The organism is Blautia aquisgranensis (assembly GCF_040096615.1).
GTDB classification, from domain to species: Bacteria; Bacillota; Clostridia; order Lachnospirales; family Lachnospiraceae; genus Blautia_A; species Blautia_A aquisgranensis.
Genome location: NZ_JBBMEJ010000032.1, coordinates 1 through 16165, shown reverse-complemented (window position 1 = coordinate 16165; position 16165 = coordinate 1). Strand labels below are relative to the sequence as shown.

Genomic DNA, 16165 nt, shown 5'->3' with positions numbered 1-16165 from the left:
CACAGACTTACTAATTCCATTATTTAGGACTTGAAATGTCTGAATTGTCCCTCCACATTCACGCAATAACAAATCTAATTTTTCAAATTGAGTCATATAGATTCTCCTTTCATGCTAATATGATAATATATATTAGCATGAAAGTAAATATAAATAACGCCAATGAACAAGTTAGATTTTAAAAATATCACCGTTCTTCCATCCAGCCTTTCCATAACATCGAATTCCAATATAAATAACATGTGATAGTAATAGGAATACCATGAGATTTATCGGAATAGCGTTTTTAATCCATTCTCCAAAGTAAATTACAATAGCTGTACTCGTTATCGCCACTATGATCCTGAGGATATCCCAGCAATATTTCCGGTAGATTTTTCCAACCTGATAGCCAATCCCAACTATCAGTAATCAGGTTATTATAAATAAAATTCCCATAACAATAGCTACGATCAGCCAGTACATAAGCCCGGAAAGGATACGGTTAGGTATTCCGCTGCTTAACTGTCCGAAAGAATCTGCACCTATGACAAACTCCCGAAACAACCTTCTGTCTGTCTCGTTGGTCAATCGCTCCTCTGTTTGCCTTAATCTTGTCCGCAATGCTTCGATATTCTCGACTCTGTTTTCGCTGTTCAATTTCTCGTTCAAGGTCAGCGATTCGCTTAGCTGCTTGTTCAGTTCCAAAATTATCTGGTCTTTCTGATCCAGTTCGTCCTGCATCTGTTCTGTCATTTCCCAGCAGCACTGTGACTGAGCATGTTCTCATCAAAATAAATACTGATACCCAGAAAATCACATATCCCCAGGATGCAAGTTTGTTATATTCTTTCTCTGCATAATAAACTTCCCCATGGAATCCCCACAATTCCATACTTTCGTATAATGCAACTGCCCGATCCATGCTTCTTAAGAGTAGCTGCCCTAAAAAAATGGGAGGTTTCACTTACCTCCCATTTCCCAAAGAATCCTTTTATTTCAATTTTTATAATGTTTCAAGAAAACGCATGAATGCTTCTCTTCCCTCGGTCGTACATTTGTATACTCCTGCATCTTCCAGAACATGGGTAAATACGATTCCAATCTCTTTCTGAAGAATGCCATGGATGTTTTCTTTCGTGATTTCCGGATATTTCGGAAGGAACTTCTTAACCCACTCTGCATGTTTCTCAATCTGTTCATTTGAAGAAATATCTTTGCCTTCGAGAATATACTCTTCCAAAAGTTCCATCTCACCTTTTAATCTGGCCGGAAGAACTGCAAGGCCCATAACTTCGATCAGACCGATATTTTCCTTCTTAATATGATGATATTCTGCATGCGGATGGTACACTCCCAGCGGATGTTCTTCTGTTGTGATGTTGTTCCTTAATGTCAGATCCAGTTCGTAGGTATCACCTACTTTACGTGCAATTGGTGTAATTGTATTATGTGGTTCTCCATTGGTCTCAGCATAAATAAATGCTTCTTCATCGGTATAGCCTCTCCATACTTCCAGCACATGTGTTGCCAGGTCCACCAAGCGATTGGAATCTTTATGACGAATACGAAGCACAGATAATGGCCATTTTACAATTCCAGCCTCTACATCTTCAAATCCCGGAAGTATTACATGCTGCTCAATTGGTGCTTTTGCCATTGCAAATGCGTAATGTCCACCCTGGAAATGATCATGGCTTAGGATCGAACCGCCTACGATCGGCAGGTCTGCATTAGATCCAAGGAAATAATGTGGAAACAGTTTTACAAAATCAAACAGTTTAATAAATGCATTTCTCTCAATTTTCATTGGCGTATGCTGGCAGTTAAATACAATACAATGCTCATTGTAATACACATACGGAGAATACTGGAATCCCCAAGGAGTATCATTGATTGTGATCGGAATAATCCTGTGGTTCTGCCTTGCCGGATGATTAACACGTCCCGCATATCCTTCATTTTCCGGGCAAAGAAGACATTTCGGATAGCTTCCGGATTTTACATTCCTTGCCGCGGCAATTGCTTTTGGATCTTTTTCCGGTTTGGACAAATTGATGGTAATATCAATCTCACCGTATGGACTGTCTACCTTCCACTTTTGATCCTTCTCTACGCGATATCTGCGGATATAATTGCTGTCCTGACTCAGTTTATAAAAATAATCGGTTGCTTCCTTTGGGCTTTCTTTATATTTATCCCAGAATTCTTTTTGCACCTGGCCCGGACGCGGCATCAGACAGTTCATTAATCTGGTATCAAATAGATCCCGGTATACAATACTGTCTTCGATCAGTCCTCTTTTTACGGCTTCGTCCAGCAATTCGCCCAATGTTGCTTCAAGATTAACAGTTTCCTCAATGTTGTCCGGTTTCTCATAGTCATCCTCATGAAAAACGTCCAGCAGAAGATTTGTTGTGTAATTTCTTTCACATTCTGGTGTCAGACCTGTTGTAATCCCATACTGTACCAGTTTTGCAATGCTTTCACTTAACATTTTTCTTCCTCCTGTGCTTCATTTTTAAATTTATATTTTTGGTAACATATATACCGATTTCCCTGATAAGTCAGCATACCTCGATCGCCTTTTTCCAATTCACGAAAATCTCCCTGTTGCATTTGGAATTCCATCAAACTTCCATCTGTCATCTCAAATACAACGCGAAACCAAGGTACATGTGCTTCAGACTGCATATGGGTATAGATTCCTTGCTTCTTTTCAACTACAGTCGCATCAACAGATTCAACTGCCGCACTGCTGTTATTGCCAAAACTTAACAACATTTTGGTAAATACAAACATCATGATTATGAGTGCTGCTATACAGATTATAAATGCCATCCTATTTCTCCATTCCAGATATTTCATCCTGGGTCTGACTTATATATTGTTCATGATAAAGATTCCGGTATTCCCTTGACGTTACTTTATATCTTTCACGAAATACCCTGTTAAATGTCCTTTGGCTCTCAACTCCTGCATCCAGGCAAATGTCTGTGATGCTCTTACCAGTACATTCCAATTAATCTCCTGCAAGTTTTGTCTACTTTTTCTTCCCATTTGGCAAGTAATATACGTCTTCTGATATTATAATGTGCTTGTAAGATAAAGAAAGGAGGAAAACGAAATGAAAAGATTTAAAGCATACGTCAACTACCTCATGAACTTCTATGCCAACTACTTCAGAATTTACCGCTATATGTAAAGGACATTCCTGCCATCACAGGAATGTCCAATACGGAAACCCAGTTTCAATGGTTTCCCTTATTATACTCTAATTTAGTTGCATTTGTACATGAACAGGATTCTCGAAAACATAGACAAAATTGAACAGAATTATGAAAATACTCTTACCAAGTTTTTTGATTTGTAAACCATTTATTAGCAGACGGATCCGCCAATGCTGAAAACGGATAGGCCGTTTTCCTTTCAGCTTTCAATTTGTCCAATTAATATTTCCATACATCTGATGGATTTGCATTTTTCATCCTCAGCATTCTTTGAAGCTGCTCTTCTGTAAACCACAGATCGTGCAGTATTTTTCCGAAATATAGAGGCTAGATATCAGACCGCTTCATTGCAATTATAAACTGTTGATTTACCAAGATTATTTACATATACGGTAATCAAGTCGCCTTTCTTAAGATCCGGCTTTTCCCATACCAAACGGCTTTTATGATAATACACTTTATCATGATATGTAAAACTATATAAAATCCTGTATGGAATCTGTCTTCTATATCTTGTGTATTTTTGTAAATATACTTTTTCTACCAAGCCCTTCACTTTTGTACCATTTTCGATTAATTGTAAATGTAATTTATCAAGCTTTGCAGTATAAATTCCCAGAGCAGCACTTATTATACACAAAAGCACTCCCGTTATAGAAAACACAGTTGCCAACATATCTGGATTCTGAATGCCTGAGTTTACTGCTGGTTTTAATATCCCAAGAAAACTTAAGACACCGGAAACAAGAAAGAATATTCCTATCCAAAAGAAGATAACTCTCAATAAATCTTCTGTATAATTAAGTTTTTTCATATTTATTTTCTCCACAAGCATTCCATCAAAATTTTTTATCCTGTTTCAATCATATCTAATTTTACTTCAATTTAGTTAAATCCTCTAAATACATTTCTGTATGTCCACACTCTGGACAGACTGCAACTTTAACATCATCTATAGTTGTCGTTTTTTGTTTTTCATCTACATCTACAACGATCCCATAGCCACCGCCATTAACTTTAAGTCTTAAATCCGCTCTCATGACTGTTCCACACTTTTCGCATTTTCTCATTGCTGTCCTCCAAATATATGTTTCGCTTTCCTATTTTTCTTACTATATAATAGCAGACAAAATATTAACCACTGAATGATCTACCGTTCATACGATGCAATGATTTCCTTACTATCCGCTATTTTATAATCAAGCGTTTCCAAATTACCAATCAAATCAAATGTCATATCCGCATTAATTTGCAATTCATCTTCAATCTTAACTGCAGACGGCTCAACTTTTAGAAATACTGTTAATCCATAAGGCTTCGTTTCAGACTGTATCTGTATGCTATCATAAGAATATCCTTCCGGATACTCTTGCCCACTTACAATATTTATAACATTCGAAGAATCTCCTACATAATCTGTCTTGTACTGTGACAGGTCAGGAATCTCGTACAGTTCTTCTTTTCTGCCACATGCAGAAAGCAATATTGCTGATACCGTAAATAAAATAATTGGAATTACTTTTTTCATCATAAACCAGCTCCTCTTCACACTTTGATATAAAACAGCCTGCCCAATGAACCAGAAACTGCCATATATTTGCTTCTTTATTTATAGATCAGCCTTTAAACAAACGAAGCATAAATCATAAAAATTTCTGCAATCAAAATAATTCCTAAAACACAATCAATCATCAGGTTATATTGACCAACTGTTAGCCAAGTTTTCGAATGCATCAGAACATACTTTACACTTTTTATACCACTCAAGATTGTAACAGCCAGAAGGAGTATCGGCATTAAAAAAATTTCTATCTTATTACCAAAGTCATCTGCGACTCCATTCCCAGCAAAGTGAACGGGAATAATCTCCGGTAAGAAAAAGAAGCTTATTATTGCAATCGCAATGCCAGCGATGCAAATTCCCCATGTTAATTTCCTGCTGCTTATACCATCCATAACAGTGCCTCATCTGGAACGATATCTAGTAAATATGTTTCCTTAGAAGAAATTTTTTCAAGAAGTTTTTCCAGTAAATTTTCTTCCTTACCTTCTGCTATTGGCAGAAGTTCCTTATACAAAACCGTAGGAATTCCAATAGAATACTTTTCTTCCTCATATACGAGAGAACCAAATGTCCAGTCTTCCTGTTCCTCTGGGCCTAATTCCACAATCAACTCAACAATCGGCAAATAATGACACATTTGTAGGAAACTTAAATTAACTTTTATCCGGCTTTCCTCGCCCTCTGGATCTTTTTCTATTATCTCTATTTTATCCTTTCCCGTTACGGTCATTACAATTCAAAGAATTGAAAATCTCAATATTCGTAAGAAACAATAATCTTTCTGCAGAAATCACAATTATAGGCAGATATGCGGTCTCCAGATATCCTTGCTGCCAACTCTGGATCCGTATTTAACCGCAAACTCTCAGAGCCTTCTTTCCACTCCAGTCCTGCCCCTGCACCAACCGCATGCAACTGACCCTTTCGCATTTTTCCTTCACAATATGGACATCTCATATTCACGTCATCTCCTTTAAGTAATTAAAGTTCCTCTTGTTCCCGAGAATTATCCTGTTCCTGGATAGCTTGTATATCTTCTTTCGAATATAATTTTTGCCTAAATGTTCTTTTCTATTTTTTCTCGTTTCATACGTTCTTTCATCAATAAAACAAATTGAACGGTCCATATTACACACGCTGCAAAACACCCGATTCCACTGTATAATAAATCTATGGCTGCACCGGCTACAAATGGCAGTGCCATCCACATCATCTTGTTTCCATATACTCTGCACATTTCTTTTTCATCATACTGTTTTCGTTCTTCCTTAGATTTCATATTATAGCCAGACAAAAATGCAGCGGCCTTTCCATTTGATTTTACAAAGCAGATTCCAAATAAAAACATAATCACTGCCATTCCCAAATCAAAGATAACACAGATTATCATTGCAGACACCTCACTTCCCGCTCTGGCTATCAAATAAAAAAAGCCAAACACAACAGTAAAACTTATTATGTTTGGCTAGGTCAACTTGTTATTTTTTTATCACTTCTTATGGTTGTATTATACTATATATTTCTCTATAGTAAAACAATTTTTTATATTATTTTTTATTTTAATATTATATTTCTACTATCATCAATTTTTCAGATATTTCCAACGCATAAACAATGCTATTAGCTCATCATAGGTCTGTGTTGCCACAAAGAAACGCTGCTCTGAAAATCAAAGCCGTCGTTCCAAATTGTCTGCTTTTTCTTTTGCCGTCGTGCGGCAGATAATCAATTCGTTCTATTTTGAACTTCTTTTATGCTACCTGATGTCTGCAATAGGAATGAATCGCCAAGAATGCAAACACAAATAATTCCATTCCTACCGAAAGCAAAATAATCTGCGGTGTCCAGAAACTCATTCCACCGATATTCAGATAATTGAAATCTGCAAGCTGAGAAAGGAAATTGTTCTGCATACCAATTCCGGCAGATGGAAGTATGGTGGAGAGCCATGTTGCGCCCATCGCCACATAAGCCAAAAGCGGCATGAGAAGAACTACAATAGAGATCAGCAAAACTGTCAATGTGTCTTTACATTTTGCAGACAGGAACAACGTACAGCTAACCGTTGCTAATACAGAAAGTAAGCCCGCTGCTGCGAGAATTATCTGCAACTGCCCCAGATTGATGTTTGGCAGGTTAATGATAGAGTATCGCATCTGAAACGATGTTTTTAAGCAATCCGTCCCGAACGCTGCATCCAAAATCAGAATTTGTACCGTGATCCCGACAAGGAAAGTAACAACGAAAAGTGTAAATGCCGCCAGAATTTTGGTAATTGCTAATTGTTTACGCCCGTATTTGGTAGTTCGCAGGATGCTGTCACCGCCCGTTTGATATTCTCCGGCAAAAGTAGGTGCTGCGATTGCCACACACAAAATAGCAAGGAACAAAATATAAAACTCAATATAATCAAATGCATCTTTAGAAATTCCAGAATGAAGATAAAAAGGCGTATCAAGTTCTGAATATTTTTCAAGAGCTTTCTGTTGTGCGGTTTCGTTTTCTCTTTGCTCATTCCGCATGACATCCTGTAAATGTTCTGCGCACTTTTCATAATAGGCTCCGTCAATGTCATTCGGGTCAATATCCATTAAATCAGCACCAATGCCTGTTAATGGATCAGCAAACGCTTCGGACAGACCCATCAGCAAGTGACGGAACGGGACGATTTTTTCAATATATACAGCCAGAGGAAAGCCATCTTCCTCGACCGGCCCATATTCTCGAACGCAGCTTTGATAAGTTTCCAAAGCCGATTTGATCCTATCCGGGGTCACTTCACCAGCGAATGTTTTATATAAATCTTGTTTGTACTTGATAGCTGCCAAGCCATCTAATTCTGTAACCGTGCCATCTTCGTTTGGACGATTAATACCCTCAAATGAAATAGGCAGGTATGCCATGGCTACGGAAAGCAAAAGTGCGATTGCAAGTAAAATCAGGGTGCGCCGTGACTTCAAAATACGTTTTAGTTCAAATCTAAAGAGCCGCATATTATCTGTCCTCCTTTTCCAAGTCTGTCTGCGGGAACAACCACAGATACAGATCTTCCAATCGTGGCTCCGTTGTAACAGACCCATCAATTTCCGAATGTTCGGACAGATAACGAATAGAAACCTGATTGTGATCTTCGCCTCGCTGATTGATAATGCGCAGCCGCATTTCACATTCCGGCAGCTTTGAGGTCGGAATTATGCAATTCCAAACCTTGCCCTCAATCCGCTTGACAAGTTCTGCGGTAGTTCCGACATCAACAATTTCTCCGGCTTTCATAATTGCGTTGCGCGTAGAAATATATTCTATGTCAGATACGATATGGGTGGAAATCAACACGATTCGATCATGCGAAAACTCGGAAATGAAATTCCGCAGACGCACGCGCTCTCCGGGATCGAGTCCTGCTGTCGGTTCGTCCATGACAAGTATCTCCGGGTCGTTCAACATAGCCTGCGCAATACCAACACGACGCTTCATGCCGCCTGACAGATTGGAAATTTTTTTCTTTTTCACATCGGAGAGCGAAAGAAAGTCCAACAAATGATTGATCTTTTTGGTAGTTGCCCTTGTAGGAATATCTTTCAGCGCAGCCATATACTCCAAATAATCTTTGACCGTAAAATCCCGGTGATACCCAAACTCCTGCGGCAAAAAGCCAAACTTGCTTCGGTAGACTTCACCTAACTCTCGAATGTCTTTTCCGTCATAGTAAACCGCTCCGTTGGTTGGTGTCATAATATCAGCAATCATGCGCATGAGCGTGGTTTTCCCTGCACCATTCGCTCCCAAAAGTCCCCAAATGCCGGGAGTCAATGTCAGATTGACATCATTTACTGCTGTTTTGTCTTTGAACTGCTTGCTTAAATGCTCTATTTTCAGTTCCATGCTTACACTCCTTTCTTTTGCTTCGGCTGAACAATAAAAAGCCCTTGTTCGATAATCATTGTACCGAACAAAGGCTTTTCAATCTCAAAAAATATACGCTTAAATTCCTAAGTAATTCCTAAGATCACATTCTTATTTTCCTAAGCGGAAAGGGGTAAGGTAATCACAAAGTCTATAGTTTCGTTTTGACTGGATGCAGTAATCTTTCCACCATGTAAATGTATAATTTCTTCCGCAATAGAAAGACCAAGTCCCGCACCACCTGTATTAGAAAGCCGAGCATCATCCAAGCGATTGAATTTTTCAAATATACTGTTAAGCTGTTCCTGTGGAATTGTTTTTCCACGATTTTCAAAAGTGATCTGAATATCATGCTCTAACCGTTTGGCGGATATAGTAATCTCTGTCTGCGGGTAGCTATATGACGCTGCATTTCGTAAAAGGTTACTGAAAACTCTCGCCAGCTTTTCGGGATCAGCGTTCACAGATAAGTTATCCTCCGCAGTAAATACCGCCGTGTTACCATTTGCAGAGAGTGTCGGGTATATTTCATCTATTACCTGCGCAATCAAACAATGTAAATCTACATTTTCTTTTTTGATAATGACCGTATGTGCATTGTACTTGGTAATTTCAAAAAGTTCATTGATGAGCTTTTCAAGGCGTTCAGCCTTATTCAACGCAACTTTTACATACTTTTCCTTTTGCTGTTCAGGTATGTCAGGGGCTTCATGGAGCAGGCTCAAATAGCCGATTACCGTTGTGAGAGGGGTGCGTATATCATGTGCCAGATACATAACAATTTCATTTTTCTTTTCTTCTGCCTGCTTTGCAGCCTGTTTGCTCAACAGAACAGACATTTTGATTTGATTGAGTTGTGCCTCCAATTCTTTCAGTGGGTCAGACAATGATACGGTATGATTGTTCTGCTCATAGACCGTTTGGGTCGCATCAATTACTTCATCCAGATAGTCCCACGGTTTTTTCCAATAGTAATTGAAAATACATACAAAGCCGATCATCAGATACAAAATAAAAAGCAGATCGAGCCGCCAGTAGAGCCATGCAAAAATACCGTTGTCAAATTTTGAAAAGATGTAGTCCAAGATAAGGGTCAAACCATATCCAACAACGGTATAAACCAGCAATGATAGGTATAAGCGCACTTTAAGGCGCTTTTCTGTTGTCATTTCTTTCTTCGACATGAGAATACACCTCCTATCGATTAGCAAACAGAAGAAAGCCAAGTAGGCCAATCACGACAACACTTACTATGCCTGCCAGAATGGAAAACAGTCTGTTTGCTTTTATTCTATTTCCGATTAACCGAGCCGTCATCGAATATACAGCAAGTCCCAAAAGACCACCTGCCGTATTTGTGAGGACATCGGTAATATCAGAACGTCCGACTGCTAAGATATACTGCATAGTTTCCAATAAAAAACTTGTTCCGGCAATCAGCATGAACTTCACATATAATTTTGTTCTTGGCAGAAGCATTTGAAGATAAATGCCCATAGGAACAAAAATCAAGAAATTTTCGAGTACCTCTGTTAAGTGAAATGCTGCGCCAACTTCTTTGTCATAGTGAAAAGGAATAAGGTTTATACTTCTTACTTTATCCAGATCACTGATTGAAAACTGTAGTTTGAACAGTATGATCCAAACCAGAAGTGCCAGATAAATTAAGAATAAAATGGTTACGAAGCAATTTGATTTTCTTTTCATAGCGTACTCCTTTCGCTTAAATTTTGTAGCCAACACCCCAAATCGTTTTAATATACTGCGGAGTATCGGAAGTATCTTTCAGTTTCTCACGCAGATGCCGGATATGCACAGTAATTGTGCTGCTGTTTTTAGAGTAGTATTCATCTTTCCAAACTGCATGAAACAGTTCCTCAATGCTTACAACATTCCCAGCACTTTCCAAAAGAACCTGGAGGATAGAAAATTCTGTCGGTGTCAGAGAAACCGGCTCACCGTCTAACAGACATTCATGGGTCTGCACATTCAGGCACAATTTGTTATAGGAAAGTTTCGATGGAACTTTTTCTGTGATGATACCGGGCGAATATTTCTTGTAACGTCTTAACTGTGCTTTCACTCTGGCAACTACTTCAAGTGGGCGAAAAGGTTTTGTCACATAATCGTCCGCTCCCAATGTCAGCCCCGTTATTTTATCCGTTTCCTCAATTTTAGCCGTTAGCATGATGATTGGATAAGTGTATTTCTTTCGGATAAGCTGGCAAAGTGAAAAACCGTTCATATCCGGGAGCATAATATCCAGAATGGCAAGATCAATGTCACCGCTTTCAATACACGACATGGCATCCGTTGCGCAGTAAAATTTATGAACGACGTAATTTTCGTTTTTCAAGTAGACCTCCAACAGATCCGCTATATCTTGCTCGTCATCTATAATTAGTATCTTTTCAGACATATTTTCAACTCTCCTTTTTGCTTGTACTCGATTAAGTATAACAAATACAGCATATAAATTCACAATGGATTGCATGCGAAATTATTAAGATTTTCCTAACTTTTTTCATGCTAATATGATAATGCACATTAGCATATTAGCATGAAAGTAATCACAAATAACACCCATGAACAAATTTAATTATAACAATGTCCCTTTGCAAATGCTTGTTTTATTGCTTTCATTATGGAATACTATCGAAAATAGACATTTTTTTGTGCAAAACCACGAACTTGTCCATTTATAAGAAAAAGAATAAATTATTAGGGATATTTTTGATTTCTGCACGTCTAATAGATGTAAAGAAACTGCTGGCTGGCAAAAAAAGAGGTGGTGTTTAAATGACAAAGGAACAACTTGGATCTCTGATCCTGGATTCAGAAAGACAATTATATTCAACTGCAAAAACAATTTTATTTAGTGACTATGACTGTGCAGATGCTATTCAGGAAACAATTGTGAAGGCTTTTTCCAACGTCGGTACATTAAAAAACGATAACTATGCCCGGACCTGGTTAATCCGTATCTTAATCAACGAATGTTACAGCCTTGTGCGAAATCCAGTAAATTTATCCCATTGGAAAATCTAGCTGACAGACAGGAATCGGAATCAGAAAAAACAAAGAATTACAGTGAATTGTATACAGCCGTAAATTCCTTAAAAGAGGAACTGCGTTTACCCGTTATTCTATACTATATAGAAGATTTCAGTGTAAAAGAAATCGCCCAGATCCTTGAAATATCGGAAGGTGCCGTTCAAAAGAGACTTGCAAGGGCAAGAGGAAAATTAAGGCAGGAATTACAGGAGGTGTCAATATGAGATTAGAAGATATGAAAAACGATATTCCCGAAACACCGGATTTTATCCATAATATGATTCGAAATGAGGTGGCAAAGCAGCTGGCGGATAATAAAGTGTCGAATCTGCGAACAAGAAAACGATGGACAGCTCCGAAAGTTGCCGCAGTGGCAGCTGCGTGTGCACTGGCAGTTTCCACGGCAGTATATGCAGGAGTAAATCTGTATCACTGGTTTTTGGAAAAACAGGGTTCTTATGGTGTTTCAGTCAAAATTGATGCTGGTGATGCAGCAAAGAAGACCGTACTTCCAGATGAAGTCCCAGAGGTAGATCTGTCTGCTAAATATGTTCCGGAGGGCATGAGCTGGATTGACGAGTACCATCTCCAATATCCTGAGCATGACATGACTGGCGGGTTCAGTTTTTCATTTGTCCTGTTGGATAAAAATGATCTGGGACAGGTAGTACAGGATCAGAATGTTATTGATAGTGAAGAGCGTACATTTGGGAAATACCAGGGGATATATCTCAAATATAATAGCATTACCGAAAGTGGGGCTCTTAACCAGAGAATTTATCTTGTCTGCTCGGATTTATATCGTGTGCTTATGATCTACATCGGAGATAACGTGCCAAAGGATGAAGCCATAAAAGTTGCAGAGAATCTTGTGATTGAGGGAAACACGACTATGGTAAAGACCGCCGGATTGCCTACATGGAGCGGAGAGATGATATCTGAAAAGACAGAAGCTGATAATGATGAAATAAGTACTTCTGTAAATGAGAAAAAACTGCCCATTTACCAAATTGGTGACACCTTTGATCTGGATGTGATTGGTGAAAACACAAATGGTGAATATCTGGAAAAAATGATTTCTGCAAAGGTAGATTCTGTTCAAATTTCTGATAATCTTCAGCTTCTCGATCCGGACAAAATACCACAAGAATGGGCGGAAGCCATTGATGCTGATGGAAAGCTATCTACAAACATATTGAATTATGTGAAATCTGGCGACGGAATCGATTCCCTGGATGAAATTGTGAAGTCAGAGGAGGTAAATCAGAAACTGGTCTATGTTACAGTTACCTATATCAATCATTCAAATGAGGAAATCGACCATATGCTTTATCTTGGTGCTTTACTGACCCTGACTAAGGAAAATGGAAAAATACAGCTTTACATTCCAACAGAACAAGCCGGCGATGGCTATGACTACATTAGTTGGACCGGCGTGGCAAAGACTGGAGAAATGGTATATTATAGTGTCTCTGAAAATTATGGCAACGGTGGAAACTATATTTCCTCTATAAAGCTAGGCGAAAGTGTACAACTGAACATGGCCTGGATCGTAAATGAAAGCGACCTCAAAAATCTGTATTTGAATGTGACTGGAGACGGAGCTTCATATGAGTTCTCTGAATATATACTGAAAAAGGGACTAGTAGATATTCGCAGGCGCGTGAAAATGTGTCTGCTCTGCGACGGCTTTTTTTCTTTTGCCGTCGCGCGGCAGATTAACATATGAAACTATAATTCATTGATGGTTGCAGTAATCGACATATTGCGAATTCGTTTTGCCGGAGCATATACAGCTGCGATTGCCGCAATCGAGACAAACAGAAGAATAACGCCCAAAGAGATAATTGGAAACTGCCACACTGCAGATGGAAAATGCCTTGCAATAAGGAAATCATACAGCGATTTGCTAAGCGGCAAGCCAATAGCACAACCAACAACGCACCCCAAAACAGCATAGGTGAATGCTTCACAAGCAATCATTTTCGTCATTTGCCGTTCATCCATTCCTACTGCCCGCATAGCTCCATATTGCTTCATTCTGGCAGACACACTCATGGAAATGCTATTGACAATGTTCATTACCGTTACCAGTGCAATAATTGCCAAAAACGCATAAACACAGAAAACAAAAGCCATATAAGTTCCCGTAGTGCGCTCGTCGCGTTTGTCTCGAAAGCTATATGTTTGATCTACGGAATTCTGGATTGCCTGAACATTTTCGTCCGTAACATCTCCCGTTGTTTGTATCAGCACAAGAGAATAACCTTCCTCTCCTGTCAAACGGACAAATGTTTCATCAGAGGTAATCAATGTGAGTTTTCCATTTGTCAATCCATTCTCACTAAATGGGTCGTTTTTTAACAGTCCGGCTATGGTAAGGGTTTCATCCCCAATCTTAACAGTGTCACCGATTTTCCATGTGCTGTCCTGATCGGATGTTGTCAAAACAAAATTGCTGTCCCCAAAAACTTTGGACAGATCACTCCCCCTTTTCAAAGCACTGTCTTTTTTCAGACATTGTAAATCAAAATCATCATAAGAAATCATGTCGGTTGTACCGGAAAATCCGGTATCGCTATTTAATCTGGCAGGAACATCAAATGCACTACGCCGCCCGTAAACCTCTCTCACTCCATCCATTGCACGGATGGATGTAAGCAATTCCCGAGGAATCGCATTACCGTCATCACTTGCAATATCAATATCTGATGTGGCAGCTGACTGAGGTATCAAATAATCCACAAAATCGATCATAACGGAAAAACTCAAAAATAAGATGATACTAAGTGCAAAAGAACCTGTCATCAGGAATAACTTTTTCTTCCCAGAGACCGCATGGTCGATACCGAGAAGCGCTTCAATCTTTCCGAATCCTGTATACTGGCAATGATGCATTGTTTTTCCGTGGTCTGCATTTCCAGACACCGCTGTGATAGGAGATACCTTCGCGGCATGTTTCGCCGGAGCATTTGCGGCGATCAGTACAGTAATCAGTCCAACAAAGATACCGCAGACAATGCCAAAAATACTGATACCAAAGAGGGGAATATCAGAAAATTCTTCTCTGACTACAAAGCGTAGTACCGCACATAGCCCCCATGTTGTAACAACCCCTAAAATAAGACCGATGGGTACAGCCGTTTTGCACCAGTTCAATGCCTCCAGACGAACAAACCGAATAATCTGCTGCTTACTCATACCAATGCAACGCATCATTCCAAAAAATTTAGTTCTCTGGGCAACGCTACTGTTCATGCTGCTGGAAATCATCAAAACGCCTGCAATCAAAATCAGCAGGAACAGAACAACCGCAACAGAAAGAAGGGTTTGCCCCATGGAACTGCCGAGCAAGTCTCCAATAGAGAAACTTCCATGCTTACCAACCAATCGGGCCTGTTCCATCCGAAAACCCATTTCTGCCATACTGAATACTGCTGTTACCATAAACACAGCAAATACAATGCAAAGCAGCGTCATACGATTTTGTCGGCGGTGAACTTTAGCGGAGATGGGAATAAGACTAAGATAGCTTTTCATTCACGGCACCTCCCAAAATCAGTCAAAGTACCATCCGATACCTGTAATACCCGGTCTGCCGTTTGCGCAATACTGCGGTTGTGGGTAATCATAATGATGGTCTGCTCGTATTTTTTCGATGTTTCTTTGAGCAATGCTATGACCTCACTGCTGCTTTGTGAATCCAAATTTCCTGTTGGCTCGTCTGCCAGAATCAGAGAAGGACGGGTAAGCAATGCGCGGCCAATCGCCACTCTCTGTTGCTGACCGCCGGAAAGCTGACTGGGTAAATGATTACGACGATCTTTCAAATTCAAAACCGTCAGCAGTTCCTCCAAATATCTCTTATCCGGCTTTTGATAATCCAACAACAGCGGAAAAATAATATTTTGTTCCACCGTCAACTCTGGGATAAGGTTAAACGCCTGAAAGATAAAGCCGATATTCCTGCGTCGAAATACCGTCAGTTTTCTGTCATTCATGGAAAAAATATCCTTTCCGTCAATCAATACCTTACCCGACGTAGGCGTGTCCAATGCGCCGATCATATTCAGCAACGTACTTTTACCAGAACCGGATTCGCCAACGATTGCCACATATTCTCCTTTGGGAACAGAAAAACTAACATCTTTCAAAGCCTTGACTGTGGTTTCTCCGCTGCCATAGGTTTTACAAATATTTTTGACTTCTAATAAGTTCATCGTGCAAACACCTCTTTCTCAATGATTTTGCTGTCGTAAACGGGTAAACTTTCGTTCCTGTCTACGATGGAAAGAATAGCACCCTAATATTACTGTAGCCCTACAACCAGCCTACAATTTTGTAGGAATTGGGAAGTTCTGGTCCTATGTCAAGATTTAGTACAAGTTAAAATGAGAAAATTCTCCCCATTTTAACCTGCCAGAAGCTCAGCCTC

General features: G+C 39.4%; 20 protein-coding genes and 2 pseudogenes. 3 read left to right on the top strand and 19 right to left on the bottom strand.

Features of this window, described 5'->3' with window-relative positions:
• From WMO28_RS17185 to vanR, 17 genes and pseudogenes are all read right to left on the bottom strand, one after another.
• Positions 1–96, bottom strand: a pseudogene (locus WMO28_RS17185) (type IV toxin-antitoxin system AbiEi family antitoxin domain-containing protein); the annotation flags it as partial.
• Between the two features lie 75 nt (positions 97–171).
• Positions 172–723, bottom strand: a pseudogene (locus tag WMO28_RS16165) (DUF6040 family protein).
• Between the two features lie 262 nt (positions 724–985).
• Entirely contained in the window at positions 986–2476 is a 1491-nt protein-coding gene (gene galT / locus WMO28_RS16160; RefSeq protein WP_349057646.1) for a UDP-glucose--hexose-1-phosphate uridylyltransferase, read from the bottom strand.
• Complete coding sequence (locus WMO28_RS16155) at positions 2470–2820, bottom strand: DUF2500 domain-containing protein (RefSeq protein ID WP_349057645.1); 351 nt, start codon at positions 2818–2820, stop codon at positions 2470–2472. Before WMO28_RS16155 ends, galT begins: the two co-directional genes overlap by 7 nt.
• A gap of 1 nt (position 2821) precedes the next feature.
• The gene (locus WMO28_RS16150) at positions 2822–3001 is read right to left on the bottom strand and encodes a helix-turn-helix domain-containing protein (RefSeq protein WP_092072164.1); all 180 of its coding nucleotides are present in this window, start codon (positions 2999–3001) and stop codon (positions 2822–2824) included.
• A 542-nt stretch (positions 3002–3543) separates the two neighbouring features.
• Entirely contained in the window at positions 3544–4023 is a 480-nt protein-coding gene (locus WMO28_RS16145; RefSeq protein WP_349057644.1) for a hypothetical protein, read from the bottom strand.
• 61 nt (positions 4024–4084) lie between these two features.
• Positions 4085–4279 carry a zinc ribbon domain-containing protein gene (locus tag WMO28_RS16140; protein ID WP_055056113.1) on the bottom strand — a complete coding sequence of 65 codons (195 nt, stop codon included), beginning with the start codon at positions 4277–4279 and terminating at the stop codon, positions 4085–4087.
• 80 nt (positions 4280–4359) lie between these two features.
• Positions 4360–4740, bottom strand: coding sequence for a DUF4825 domain-containing protein (locus WMO28_RS16135; protein WP_349057643.1), 381 nt, complete (start codon positions 4738–4740; stop codon positions 4360–4362).
• Positions 4741–4832: 92 nt separating this feature from the next.
• Entirely contained in the window at positions 4833–5165 is a 333-nt protein-coding gene (locus WMO28_RS16130; protein ID WP_215706560.1) for a DUF1648 domain-containing protein, read from the bottom strand.
• Entirely contained in the window at positions 5153–5503 is a 351-nt protein-coding gene (locus WMO28_RS16125; protein ID WP_349057642.1) for a hypothetical protein, read from the bottom strand. Before WMO28_RS16125 ends, WMO28_RS16130 begins: the two co-directional genes overlap by 13 nt.
• A gap of 23 nt (positions 5504–5526) precedes the next feature.
• Positions 5527–5730 carry a PF20097 family protein gene (locus tag WMO28_RS17130; RefSeq protein ID WP_353963847.1) on the bottom strand — a complete coding sequence of 68 codons (204 nt, stop codon included), beginning with the start codon at positions 5728–5730 and terminating at the stop codon, positions 5527–5529.
• 100 nt (positions 5731–5830) lie between these two features.
• A complete protein-coding gene (locus tag WMO28_RS16120) occupies positions 5831–6133 on the bottom strand; it encodes a DUF3784 domain-containing protein (RefSeq protein WP_349057647.1) in 303 nt (100 codons plus the stop codon).
• A 391-nt stretch (positions 6134–6524) separates the two neighbouring features.
• On the bottom strand, positions 6525–7766 hold the full coding sequence (locus WMO28_RS16115) for an ABC transporter permease (protein ID WP_349057641.1): 1242 nt from the start codon (positions 7764–7766) through the stop codon (positions 6525–6527).
• 1 nt (position 7767) lies between these two features.
• Positions 7768–8655, bottom strand: coding sequence for an ABC transporter ATP-binding protein (locus tag WMO28_RS16110; RefSeq protein WP_349057640.1), 888 nt, complete (start codon positions 8653–8655; stop codon positions 7768–7770).
• A 140-nt stretch (positions 8656–8795) separates the two neighbouring features.
• Positions 8796–9860, bottom strand: coding sequence for a sensor histidine kinase (locus WMO28_RS16105; protein WP_349057639.1), 1065 nt, complete (start codon positions 9858–9860; stop codon positions 8796–8798).
• A 13-nt stretch (positions 9861–9873) separates the two neighbouring features.
• Positions 9874–10383, bottom strand: coding sequence for a VanZ family protein (locus tag WMO28_RS16100; RefSeq protein WP_349057638.1), 510 nt, complete (start codon positions 10381–10383; stop codon positions 9874–9876).
• A gap of 16 nt (positions 10384–10399) precedes the next feature.
• Complete coding sequence (gene vanR / locus WMO28_RS16095; RefSeq protein ID WP_349057637.1) at positions 10400–11095, bottom strand: VanR-ABDEGLN family response regulator transcription factor; 696 nt, start codon at positions 11093–11095, stop codon at positions 10400–10402.
• 380 nt (positions 11096–11475) lie between these two features.
• Between vanR and WMO28_RS16090 the strand changes: the two genes are divergently transcribed.
• From WMO28_RS16090 to WMO28_RS16080, 3 genes are read left to right on the top strand one after another with little or no spacing between them, the layout of a single operon-like run.
• Positions 11476–11724, top strand: a complete 249-nt coding sequence (locus WMO28_RS16090; RefSeq protein WP_349057636.1) for a sigma factor — start codon at positions 11476–11478, stop codon at positions 11722–11724.
• Positions 11673–11954: an RNA polymerase sigma factor gene (locus tag WMO28_RS16085; protein WP_349057635.1), complete on the top strand. Its 282-nt coding sequence runs from the start codon at positions 11673–11675 to the stop codon at positions 11952–11954. Before WMO28_RS16090 ends, WMO28_RS16085 begins: the two co-directional genes overlap by 52 nt.
• Positions 11951–13459 carry a DUF4367 domain-containing protein gene (locus tag WMO28_RS16080; RefSeq protein ID WP_349057634.1) on the top strand — a complete coding sequence of 503 codons (1509 nt, stop codon included), beginning with the start codon at positions 11951–11953 and terminating at the stop codon, positions 13457–13459. Before WMO28_RS16085 ends, WMO28_RS16080 begins: the two co-directional genes overlap by 4 nt.
• Before the next feature lie 2 nt (positions 13460–13461).
• Here WMO28_RS16080 and WMO28_RS16075 read toward each other — a convergent pair whose 3' ends face one another.
• Together WMO28_RS16075 and WMO28_RS16070 are read right to left on the bottom strand one after the other, a co-directional pair.
• Positions 13462–15270 carry an ABC transporter permease gene (locus WMO28_RS16075; protein ID WP_349057633.1) on the bottom strand — a complete coding sequence of 603 codons (1809 nt, stop codon included), beginning with the start codon at positions 15268–15270 and terminating at the stop codon, positions 13462–13464.
• Positions 15267–15950 (bottom strand): ABC transporter ATP-binding protein, encoded by a 684-nt coding sequence (locus WMO28_RS16070; RefSeq protein ID WP_349057632.1) that lies wholly within the window; start codon positions 15948–15950, stop codon positions 15267–15269. Before WMO28_RS16070 ends, WMO28_RS16075 begins: the two co-directional genes overlap by 4 nt.
• Between the last annotated feature and the right edge of the window lie 215 nt (positions 15951–16165).

Bases quoted from the DNA above. Each gene is read 5' to 3' on its own strand.
- WMO28_RS16105 (WP_349057639.1), bottom strand. From the start codon at position 9,860: ATGTCGAAGAAAGAAATGACAACAGAAAAGCGCCTTAAAGTGCGCTTA.
- WMO28_RS16130 (WP_215706560.1), bottom strand. From the start codon at position 5,165: ATGGATGGTATAAGCAGCAGGAAATTAACATGGGGAATTTGCATCGCT.
- WMO28_RS16155 (WP_349057645.1), bottom strand. From the start codon at position 2,820: ATGGCATTTATAATCTGTATAGCAGCACTCATAATCATGATGTTTGTA.
- WMO28_RS16090 (WP_349057636.1), top strand. From the start codon at position 11,476: ATGACAAAGGAACAACTTGGATCTCTGATCCTGGATTCAGAAAGACAA.
- WMO28_RS16080 (WP_349057634.1), top strand. From the start codon at position 11,951: ATGAGATTAGAAGATATGAAAAACGATATTCCCGAAACACCGGATTTT.
- WMO28_RS17130 (WP_353963847.1), bottom strand. From the start codon at position 5,730: ATGAGATGTCCATATTGTGAAGGAAAAATGCGAAAGGGTCAGTTGCAT.
- WMO28_RS16070 (WP_349057632.1), bottom strand. From the start codon at position 15,950: ATGAACTTATTAGAAGTCAAAAATATTTGTAAAACCTATGGCAGCGGA.
- WMO28_RS16140 (WP_055056113.1), bottom strand. From the start codon at position 4,279: ATGAGAAAATGCGAAAAGTGTGGAACAGTCATGAGAGCGGATTTAAGA.
- WMO28_RS16135 (WP_349057643.1), bottom strand. From the start codon at position 4,740: ATGATGAAAAAAGTAATTCCAATTATTTTATTTACGGTATCAGCAATA.
- WMO28_RS16110 (WP_349057640.1), bottom strand. From the start codon at position 8,655: ATGGAACTGAAAATAGAGCATTTAAGCAAGCAGTTCAAAGACAAAACA.
- galT (WP_349057646.1), bottom strand. From the start codon at position 2,476: ATGTTAAGTGAAAGCATTGCAAAACTGGTACAGTATGGGATTACAACA.
- WMO28_RS16100 (WP_349057638.1), bottom strand. From the start codon at position 10,383: ATGAAAAGAAAATCAAATTGCTTCGTAACCATTTTATTCTTAATTTAT.
- WMO28_RS16075 (WP_349057633.1), bottom strand. From the start codon at position 15,270: ATGAAAAGCTATCTTAGTCTTATTCCCATCTCCGCTAAAGTTCACCGC.
- WMO28_RS16125 (WP_349057642.1), bottom strand. From the start codon at position 5,503: ATGACCGTAACGGGAAAGGATAAAATAGAGATAATAGAAAAAGATCCA.
- WMO28_RS16120 (WP_349057647.1), bottom strand. From the start codon at position 6,133: ATGGCAGTGATTATGTTTTTATTTGGAATCTGCTTTGTAAAATCAAAT.
- WMO28_RS16115 (WP_349057641.1), bottom strand. From the start codon at position 7,766: ATGCGGCTCTTTAGATTTGAACTAAAACGTATTTTGAAGTCACGGCGC.
- WMO28_RS16085 (WP_349057635.1), top strand. From the start codon at position 11,673: ATGTTACAGCCTTGTGCGAAATCCAGTAAATTTATCCCATTGGAAAAT.
- vanR (WP_349057637.1), bottom strand. From the start codon at position 11,095: ATGTCTGAAAAGATACTAATTATAGATGACGAGCAAGATATAGCGGAT.
- WMO28_RS16145 (WP_349057644.1), bottom strand. From the start codon at position 4,023: ATGAAAAAACTTAATTATACAGAAGATTTATTGAGAGTTATCTTCTTT.